We start from the raw sequence: 9395 nt of genomic DNA on the forward strand, positions 1-9395 counted from the left end.
CAGGTGCCCGCTGCGGTGCGCCGAGGAGAGCAGTTCCGGCACGGTCTGACCGACCTTCGTCTCGACCTGCACGTCGAGCACGCCCGGCACGCGCAGCGCGTCGCGCTTGCCGTCGACGGCGGTGACCTGTCCGGGCGGCGCGATCAGGAACTCGATGGCCGCCGCGCCGGTCGGCCGCGCCGGCAACGCCGGCCGTTCGCCGCGCAGCACCCGCAGGTACGCCTCGATGACGTCGCGTTCGTAGGCGATCGAGATCAGCGCGGTGATCATGTCGCCGGGCATCCGGGCCGCGCACTCCACCAGCGTCGGCACGCCGTCGACGAGGATCCACTCGCTGTGCAGCATGCCGCTGCGGAAGCCGGCCGCCTCGGCGAGGCGTACCGCGGCGGCGCGCAGCGCGTCGTGCTCGGTGGCGGGCAGCGCGGACGGCACGGTGTGGCCGGTCTCGACCGGGTACCGGCCACCGGCGATCCGCTTGTCGGTGACGTTAGCGAAGATCACCTCGCCGTCGGCGACCAGCAGCTCGACGCTGTGCTCGGAGCCGACCAGCAGTTCCTCCACCAGCACGCCGGTGGGCAGGCCGCGCTCGGTGGCCTCGGCCGGGTCCGGCGGCGCGGCGCTCGCCGCCCAGCGGGCGGGCACCTCGGCCGGGTCGGTGATCAGCTGCACGCCCAGGCTGCCGGAACGGCGGGTGGGCTTGAGCACGCACCGGCCGCCGTGCGCCCGCGCGAACTCCACCGCCCGCGCCGGGTCGTCGACCAGCTCGTAGACGGGGTTGGCCAGTCCGATCCGGTCGGCGAGCAGCCGCATCCGGTGCTTGTCGGAGAAGATGTCAGCGGCCTCCGCCCCGGCGCCGGGCAACCCGAGCCGCTCGGCGAGCCGGGCGGCGGCGCCGACCGCGTACTCCAGGCCGGGCAGGACCAGCCGGGCGTCGGCCAGGGCGGGCTCGCGGGCGAGCAGGGCGTCGGCGTCGAAGCCGGTCTGGTACTCGGCCTCGACCAGTCGCCCGATCATCGGCAGCCGCTCGGCGAACCGGGCCAGGTCGCGGCGGGCGATCACGTCCGGCTCCTCGACCAGTACCACGGTGTCGGCCGGCAGTTGCTGGTCGAACCAGCTCAGTGAGCCGAACGACGCGCCCACCACCACCAGTTGCTCGCGACCCAGATCGAGGTCCACCGGTCACCCTCCCCACGGCTCGCGCCGGAACCGGACGGCCGGCGCAGCAGCACCCTAACCGGCCCGTACCAGCCGGTCGCCGTACGGTCGGTCAGGTGTGCGGCGCGGGTCGGTGGATACGACAGAAGCCGGCGGATCCCGAGGGATCCGCCGGCGACCGACGATGTTCGGTGGCGCTACCGCGTCAGGCGCGGGTGACCTTGCCGGCCTTGATGCACGAGGTGCAGACCTTCAACTTCTTGGTGTTGCCGCCACCGGCCGGGGTGCGCACCGACTGGATGTTCGGGTTCCAGCGGCGGTTGGTCCGCCGGTGCGAGTGGGACACGTTGTGGCCGAAGCCCGGCCCCTTGCCACAGACGTCGCACACGCTAGCCACGGGATACTCCTGGGATTGAAACGTTCATGAGGTCGCCGCCAGGCGCTGCCCGGGCAACCTGGTCAGGTTACCCGATGACAGTCGGTACGCCCAACCGGCCCTTTCGCGAGCCCACCCAGCGTACCGGCGACCCGGCCGGGCCGGCGGGCGGGGCGGACACGCGGCGGACGACCCCGGCGCGTGTCGGTGCGCGCCAGTAGGCTTCCCGACGTGCTGGAGACCCTCGACGCCGCAGCGGTGCGCCGCTGGTGCGCGAGCGGGCTGGCCGCCCTCCGGCGGCACCAGGGCGAGATCGACGAGCTGAACGTCTACCCGGTGCCCGACGGCGACACCGGCACCAACCTGGTCCTCACGCTGACCTCGGCCCAGCAGGCCCTGGCCATGGATCTCGGCACCCTCCCCGACGACGGGCACACCCCGCACGGGCACGCGCTGCGGCTGATGGCCCGGGGCGCGCTGCTCGGGGCGCGCGGCAACTCCGGGGTGATCGTCTCGCAGATCCTGCGCGGCCTCGCCGACACGCTCGCCGCCGCTCCCGCAGTGGGCGGGCGGCAGCTCGCCGACGCGCTGGCCGACGCCACCACAGCCGCCTACGCCGCGGTCGCCCGGCCGGTCGAGGGCACGCTGCTCAGCGTGGTCGCCGCGGCGGCCCACGCGGCCCGTCTCGCGGACAGCGACGACCTGCGCACAGTGGCCCGGGCCGCGGCCGAGGCGGCGGCGCACGCGCTGGCGCGTACCCCCGAGCAGTTGCCGGAGCTGGCCCGCGCGGGCGTGGTCGACGCCGGTGGGCGCGGCCTGTGTCTGCTGCTTGACGCGCTGGTCGAGGTGGTCACGGGGGAGAGCCCGGCGCAGCCGGCGCCCGCGCCGCCCACCCGCCGTCCGCCGGCCACCGCCGTGCGGGAGAGCGGCTCCGACGTGTACGCCTACGAGGTGCAGTACCTGCTCGACGCGGACGACGAGGCCGTGGCCCGGCTGCGCGCCGAGTTGGCAGTGCTCGGCGACTCGCTGGCGATCGTCGGCGACGGCGCCGGCACCTGGAACGTGCACGTGCACGTCAACGACGTCGGGGCGGCGATCGAGGCGGGCGTGGTCGCCGGCCGGCCGCACCGCATCGGCGTGACCCGCTACGCCGACCAGACCGCCCCGGCGCCCGCGCCGCAGGTGGCGCGCCCGGACGGCCGGGCCGCCGTGGTGGTGGCCACCGGCGCGGGCATAGCCGAGCTGTTCGCCGCCGAGGGCGCCGTGGTGGTGCCGGCCAACCCGTCCACCGGTGAGCTGCTGAACGCGATCCGGGCCACCGGCGCCGCCCGGGTGGTGGTGCTGCCGAACGACCCGAACACGCAGTCGGTGGCGAGCGCGGCCGCGAAGGAGGCGTACGGCCTCGGCGTCAAGGTGAGCGTGGTGCCCACCCGTTCCCCGGTGCAGGCGCTCGCGGCGCTCGCAGTACGCGATCCGAAGCGGCGCTTCGAGGACGACGTGATCGCGATGGCCGAGGCGGCCGGCGCCTGCCGGTACGCCGAGGTGTGCCACGCCGCCCGGGAGGCGCTCACCGTCGCCGGCCCGGCCCGCGCGGGTGACGTGCTGGCGCTGGTCGAGGGCGAGGTGCACCTGATCGGGCAGGATCTGACCGACACCTGCATCGCGGTGGTGGACCGGATGCTCGGCGGTGGCGGTGAGCTGGTCACGCTGCTGTGCGGCGCGGATGCGCCGGCCGGGCTGGCCGACCGGGTCCGTGAGCATGTCGAGCGGGCCTGGCCGTTCGTCGAGGTGCAGGCGTACGAGGGCGGGCAGCCGCACTATCCGCTCCTGGTGGGGGTCGAATGACGAGCGAGGCGGCCACTGTGGACACGCCGCTGAAGAAGCTGGTCGGCGAGCGCACCGCGAAGGCGTTGGCCGGGCATCTCGACCTGCACACCGCGGGCGACCTGATCTACCACTTCCCGCGCCGGTACGACGAGCGCGGCGAGCACACCGACATCCGCTCGCTCGACGTGGGGGAGCAGGTCACAGTGCTCGCCCAGGTGCAGCGCACCGCCGTGCGCCCGATGCGCCAGCGGCGCGGCAACCTGCTGGAGGTCACCGTCGGCGACGGCTCCGGCGGCGTGCTCACCTGCACGTTCTTCGGCAACCAGGCGTGGCGGGAGCGGGAGCTGCGGCCCGGCCGGTGGGGGTTGTTCGCCGGCAAGGTGACCGAGTTCCGGGGCAAGCGGCAGCTCAACGGCCCGGAGTACGTCCTGCTCGGCGAGGGCGGCGAGGGCGAGGCGGCGGCGAACGAGGAGGTCGAGGAGTTCGCCGGTGCCCTGATCCCGGTCTATCCGGCCGCGGCGGCGGTACCGACCTGGGTGATCGCCCGCTGCGTGCGCGTCGTGCTGGACACGTTCACCCCGCCGGACGACCCACTGCCGGCCACCGTGCGGGCCACCCGCAACCTGGCCGACATCGGCACCGCGCTGCGCGAGATCCACCGCCCGACCAGCAAGGAGGCGCTCTACCGGGCGCGTCGGCGGCTCAAGTGGGACGAGGCGTTCGCCGTGCAGCTCACGCTGGTGCAGCGCAAGCACCGGGCCGCGGCGTGGCCGGCGCGGGCCCGGCCGGCGAAGGCGGGCGGCCTGCTCGACGCGTTCGACGCCCGGCTGCCGTACGAGCTGACCTCCGGCCAGCAGGTCGTCGGGCGGGAGATCGCCGCCGACCTGGCCGCCGCGCACCCGATGCACCGGCTGCTGCAGGGCGAGGTGGGCTCCGGCAAGACCGTGGTGGCGCTGCGCGCCATGCTCCAGGTCGTCGACGCCGGTGGGCAGGCCGCGCTGCTCGCGCCGACCGAGGTGCTCGCCGCCCAGCACCACCGGGGCATCCTCGACCTGCTCGGCCCGCTCGGCCGGGCCGGTGAGCTGGGCGCCGCCGAGGACGCCACCCGGGTGGAGCTGGTCACCGGCTCGCTTGGCGCGGCGGCCCGGCGCCGGGCGCTGGCCGAGGTGGCCGAGGGGCGGGCCGGCATCGTGCTCGGCACGCACGCGCTGCTCTACGAGGGCGTCGACTTCCACGACCTGGGCCTGGTGGTGGTGGACGAGCAGCACCGCTTCGGCGTGGAGCAGCGCGACGCGCTGCGCGCCAAGGCCGACCAGCCGCCGCACGTGCTGGTGATGACGGCCACCCCGATTCCGCGCACGGTGGCCATGACCGTCTACGGCGATCTGGAGACCTCCACGCTGTCCCAGCTTCCGCAGGGTCGCTCGCCGATCGCCTCGCACGTCGTACCGGCCGCCGAGAAGCCCGCGTTCCTCGACCGGGCCTGGCGCCGGCTGCGCGAGGAGGTCGCGAAGGGCCACCAGGCGTACGTGGTGTGCCCGCGCATCGGTGAGGGTCCGGTGTCGGACGAGGAGGCGCCGCGGGAGGACGACAACGGCCGGCGCCCGCCGCTGGCGGTGACCGAGGTGGCCCCGCTGCTGGCCGAGGGGCCCCTGCACGGGCTGCGGATCGGGGTGCTGCACGGGCGGCTGCCCGCCGACGAGAAGGACGCGGTGATGCGCGCGTTCGCCGACGGCGAGCTGGACGTGCTGGTCGCGACCACAGTGGTCGAGGTCGGCGTGAACGTGCCGAACGCGACGGTGATGATCGTGCTGGACGCCGACCGGTTCGGCGTCTCCCAGCTGCACCAGTTGCGCGGCCGGGTCGGCCGGGGCTCGGCCGCCGGTCTGTGCCTGCTGGTCACCGAGGCGGTCGAGGGCTCGTCGGCGCGGGAACGGCTGGACGCGGTCGCCTCCACCACCGACGGGTTCAAGCTGGCCGAACTCGACCTGGAACAGCGCCGCGAGGGCGACGTGCTCGGCGCGACCCAGTCCGGCCGGCGCTCGCACCTGCGGCTGCTGTCGCTGAGACGCGACGCCGAGCTGATCCGCGACGCGCGGGCCGAGGCGATCGAACTGGTCGAGGAGGACCCGGACCTGGCCCGGCATCCGGCGCTCGCGGCCTCGGTGGCCGCGCTCGTCGACGAGGAACGCGCCGAATACCTGGAGAAGGGCTGACGGCGGGCCGGTGCGGTCGCGGGGCAGCGGCACGCCCGTGGCGTGCCTAGGCTCGCGCAGATGTCGACACCATCACCCGAACGCGGCGTGCTGCTTCTGGCCCGAGGTGACGAGCTCCTGGTGGACCGGGTCGCCGGGGTCGCCGACGAGACGTCCGGCCGGCGCTGCACCCCGGCGACCCGATTCCAGATCGCCTCGATCAGCAAGCAGATGGCAGCAGTGGCGGTGCTGCTGCTCGCCGAGCGGGGCGCGCTGAGCCTGTCCGACCCGGTCGTACGCCGGCTGCCCGGCACGCCGCCGCCGCAGTGGTCCGGCATCACGCTGCACCACCTGCTCACCCATACCTCGGGGCTCGGGCACTGGGAGGACTACCCGGCGATCGACCTGCACGGGCCGGCCGAGCCGGACGAGCTGCTCGACCGGTTCGCCGCGCTGCCGCCACTGTTCCCGCCCGGCGCCGGGTGGCACTACAGCAGTCCCGGCTACGTGCTGCTGGCCCGGACCGTCGAGCAGGTGGCCGACCGGCCGTACGCCGAGTTCCTCGCCGGGGAGGTCTTCGCGCCGCTGGGCATGACCGGCAGCTTCGCCGGTTCCGGCGAGGGGCGGCCGGACGTGGCGACCGGCCACGAGGGCGGCCGGGCGGTGCCGTCCTGGGACCTCGCGACGGTGAGCATGGGCGCGGGTGACGTCTGGTGCACCGGGGCGGACCTGCTCACCTGGCTCGACGTACCACGCCGGGGGCGGCTGCTCGCCAGGGCCTCGGTGGCGGCGATGACCGCGCCGCACGCGCCCACCGGACGGCCCGACGAGGCGTACGGCTACGGGTTCTTCGTCGGCCCGCTGGCCGGCCGGCGGGCGCTGCACCACTCCGGGGACAACGGTGGCTACAAGGCGTTCGCCGCCTGGCTGCCCGACTCCGACGAGCGGCTCGTCCTGCTGACCAACCAGGCCGAGGTCGACCCGGTCGCGGTCACGTCGGTGCTCGACGCGGTCTGACCGCCCGCGCGCCCTGTGCCGGACCCGCGGCAGGCACGGCGAGGGCGCGCCGACCGGGTGGTCGACGCGCCCTCGGGTGCGGATCAGGCGGTGAAGCGGATCCGGCGGCGACGGGCCACCACGAACAGCACCGCGCCGGCGGTGAGCAGCAGCGCGGCGCCGCCGACGATGGCGCCGGCGGCCGGGCCGGTGACGGGCAGGCCGCCACCCTGGCCGGAGCAGTCGTCCGGCTGGGTGTACGGGATGGTCTCGGCGTCCTCGACCACGTCGTACTTCACCGTGACCTTGAGGCCCGGGTAGGCGTCGAACTCGACCGAGCTGGTCTTGCCGGGCTCGGACGCGAGCGTCCTGGTGACGCCCTTCTCGGTGGTCAGCGTGGCGGTGAACGGCGCGCCCTGGGCCGGGTTCTCCACGACGAACGTCATCGAGTCGCAGTCCTGGTCCAGCTTGAAGATCGGCTCCGCCGGCGGGGCGGACGGCGACGGCGGGGTGGACGGGCTCGGCGGGAGGGACGCCGACGGCGTCGGGGTCGGCGAGGCCGGCGTGCTCGGCGTGGGCGTGGGACTCGGCGACGTGCTGGGCGACGGCGACGGGCTCGGCGTCACGCAGTCGCGGGCCGGGCGGGCCGTCACGGTCCGCTCGCCCTCGTGCGACTTGCGGCCCCGGTCCCAGTGCGCCCCGACGGTCAGCTTCAGCTCCGGAATCGCGCCGGCGAACGTGTGGGTCTGGGTGCCGGTGAGCGTGCCCTTGCCGGCCGGCTTCAGCTCGGCGCCGACCGCCAGGTCCCCGCTGACCGGGCCGGGCACTGTGGACACGAGCTTGGTGATGCGGCCGGAGATGTCGGTCTCGCTGCTGGTCACGGACCAGGTGACGGTGACCGCGCCGTTCGGGGTGGCACAGTAGCTGCCGGACGGCTCGGGGTGGTGGGCGGCGGCCGGGCCGGCGACGGTGGCGACGCCCGCGAGGCCGAGCAGCGTGCCGGCGGTGAGGGCGGCGGCACGCCGGAGGTGGAGACGATTCACGCCTGCTCCTGACGAGGGGGAGGATGGGAGAGACCGGGCGGAGGGGCCGGAGCCGCGCGTCCGTCCGGCAATCGGGCCAGACCCTAGCGAGATCGACAGTGCGGGCGTTACCGAGATCGACGGGTCGTAAAGGGTCCGTTATGAATCCGAGATCATTGATGTACGTCGAGTCACCCGGCGTCACCTCGGGTGCTCGATCCACCTCGGCGCGCGGGTCGCGTAGCGTCGGGGCATGCGCAGGGAGCGACGGTGACCCGGATCGTGGCCGGCACGCTCGGCGGGCGGCGGATCGCCGCGCCGCCCGGCGCCGGCACCCGGCCCACCTCCGACCGGGTCCGGGAGGCGCTGTTCAGCGCCGTGCACTCGCACGTCGACCTGGACGGGGCACGTTTCGCCGACCTGTACGCCGGTTCCGGCGCGGTCGGCCTGGAGGCGCTGTCCCGGGGCGCCGCGCACGTGCTGCTCGTCGAGTCCGACGCGCGTGCCGCCCGGGTGATCCGGGACAACATCGCCGCGCTCCGGGCCGCTCCCGCCGCGCGTCTGGTCACCGGCAAGGTCGCCACCGTGCTGGCCGCCGGTCCGGCCGACGGCCCGTACGACGTGGTCTTCGCCGATCCGCCGTACGCGGTGCCGGACGCCGAGATCACCGCGATGCTGGCGGCGCTGGTCGACGGCGGCTGGCTCGCCCCGGACGCCCTGGTGATCGTCGAGCGGTCCAGCCGTTCCGGATCGGTCACGTGGGTGGAAGGTGTCACTCCGGAGCGCAGCAGACGTTACGGCGAGACCACTCTTTGGTACGGTCGCCGATCATGAGACGTGCGGTCTGCCCGGGCTCGTTCGACCCGGTCACCAACGGTCACCTCGACATCATCGGCCGGGCGAGCCGGCTGTTCGACGAGGTGATCGTCGGGGTGCTGGTCAACCAGTCGAAGCAGGGCCTGTTCACGGTCGAGGAGCGGATCGACATGCTCCACGAGGTCACCGCCTCGTACGACAACGTCCGGGTCGAGTCGTTCCGCGGTCTGCTCGTCGACTTCTGCCGGGCGCAGCAGGCGAGTGTGCTGATCAAGGGCCTGCGGGCGGTGAGCGACTTCGACTACGAGCTGCAGATGGCCCAGATGAACATCGGCCTGGCCGGCGTGGAGACGTTGTTCATGCCGACCAACCCGCTCTACTCGTTCATCTCGTCCAGCCTGATCAAGGACGTGGCGAAGTGGGGCGGCGACGTCTCCGCCCACGTCCCCGACCTGGTCCGGGAGCAGCTGGCCACCCGCCTCCGCCCCTGACCCTCCGCCGGGGGTGGGCGACGCGCCGGGTGGGGCGGGTGGGGCGTGGGTGGCTCGGGCGCGACATGATGTGTGCAGCGCCGAAGCCGGGCGCAGGCCGCATCATGGAGGGCGGCCGACGAAGACAGGAGTGAGGTACCGGTGGACCCGCTCGATCGCATCGACGAACTGATCGCCATGGTGGAGCAGGCCCGCTCCGTCCCGATGTCGCGCAACAACTGCATGGTCGACCGGGGCGAGATGATCGCCGCGCTCGACGAGTTGCGCGCGGAGCTTCCCGCCGACCTGCGCCGGGCCGCCGCGCTGCTGGAGGAGCGGGACAAGATCATGGAGGCCGGCAAGCGCGAGGCCGACCGGATCATCAGCGAGGGTGAGGCGGAACACGCGCGGCTGGTCTCGGTCAACGAGATCACCGTCTCGGCCGAGCACGAGGGCGCGCGGTTCATCGCGGAGGCGCGGGGCGAGGCGCAGCGCCGCCGCGAGGAGGTGGACGACTTCGTCGACACCGCGCTGGCGA

The 9395-nt window shown here is 74.3% G+C and carries 9 protein-coding genes; 6 read left to right on the top strand and 3 right to left on the bottom strand.

Annotated elements, in window-relative coordinates:
* Window positions 1-1176 (bottom strand): ATP-grasp domain-containing protein (locus KBX39_RS13520; RefSeq protein WP_210870824.1); only part of this gene is annotated, 1176 nt, incomplete at its 3' end.
* A gap of 184 nt (window positions 1177-1360) precedes the next feature.
* Complete coding sequence (rpmB, locus tag KBX39_RS13525; protein WP_011905179.1) at window positions 1361-1552, bottom strand: 50S ribosomal protein L28; 192 nt, start codon at window positions 1550-1552, stop codon at window positions 1361-1363.
* A gap of 210 nt (window positions 1553-1762) precedes the next feature.
* Here rpmB and KBX39_RS13530 point away from each other — a divergent pair, with 210 nt between their 5' ends.
* From KBX39_RS13530 to KBX39_RS13540, 3 genes are read left to right on the top strand one after another with little or no spacing between them, the layout of a single operon-like run.
* Window positions 1763-3376: a DAK2 domain-containing protein gene (locus KBX39_RS13530; RefSeq protein ID WP_210870827.1), complete on the top strand. Its 1614-nt coding sequence runs from the start codon at window positions 1763-1765 to the stop codon at window positions 3374-3376.
* Window positions 3373-5574 (top strand): ATP-dependent DNA helicase RecG, encoded by a 2202-nt coding sequence (recG, locus tag KBX39_RS13535; RefSeq protein ID WP_069087643.1) that lies wholly within the window; start codon window positions 3373-3375, stop codon window positions 5572-5574. The genes KBX39_RS13530 and recG overlap by 4 nt, the downstream gene beginning before the upstream one ends.
* Window positions 5575-5634: 60 nt before the next feature.
* Window positions 5635-6570 (top strand): serine hydrolase, encoded by a 936-nt coding sequence (locus tag KBX39_RS13540; RefSeq protein WP_210870830.1) that lies wholly within the window; start codon window positions 5635-5637, stop codon window positions 6568-6570.
* An 83-nt stretch (window positions 6571-6653) separates the two neighbouring features.
* On the opposite strand, the gene KBX39_RS13545 is transcribed toward KBX39_RS13540, so the two are convergent.
* On the bottom strand, window positions 6654-7592 hold the full coding sequence (locus KBX39_RS13545) for a cell wall anchor protein (protein WP_210870833.1): 939 nt from the start codon (window positions 7590-7592) through the stop codon (window positions 6654-6656).
* Window positions 7593-7841: 249 nt separating this feature from the next.
* On the opposite strand from KBX39_RS13545, the gene rsmD reads away from it, so the two are divergent.
* From rsmD to KBX39_RS13560, 3 genes are all read left to right on the top strand, one after another.
* Window positions 7842-8405, top strand: a complete 564-nt coding sequence (gene rsmD, locus KBX39_RS13550; RefSeq protein WP_064447027.1) for a 16S rRNA (guanine(966)-N(2))-methyltransferase RsmD — start codon at window positions 7842-7844, stop codon at window positions 8403-8405.
* Window positions 8402-8878, top strand: coding sequence for a pantetheine-phosphate adenylyltransferase (gene coaD / locus KBX39_RS13555; protein ID WP_043325944.1), 477 nt, complete (start codon window positions 8402-8404; stop codon window positions 8876-8878). The genes rsmD and coaD overlap by 4 nt, the downstream gene beginning before the upstream one ends.
* 141 nt (window positions 8879-9019) lie before the next feature.
* Window positions 9020-9395 (top strand): hypothetical protein (locus tag KBX39_RS13560; protein ID WP_210870835.1); only part of this gene is annotated, 376 nt, incomplete at its 3' end.

It is taken from the genome of Micromonospora sp. D75, assembly GCF_018070405.1.
Classification (GTDB): Bacteria; Actinomycetota; Actinomycetes; order Mycobacteriales; family Micromonosporaceae; genus Micromonospora; species Micromonospora chalcea.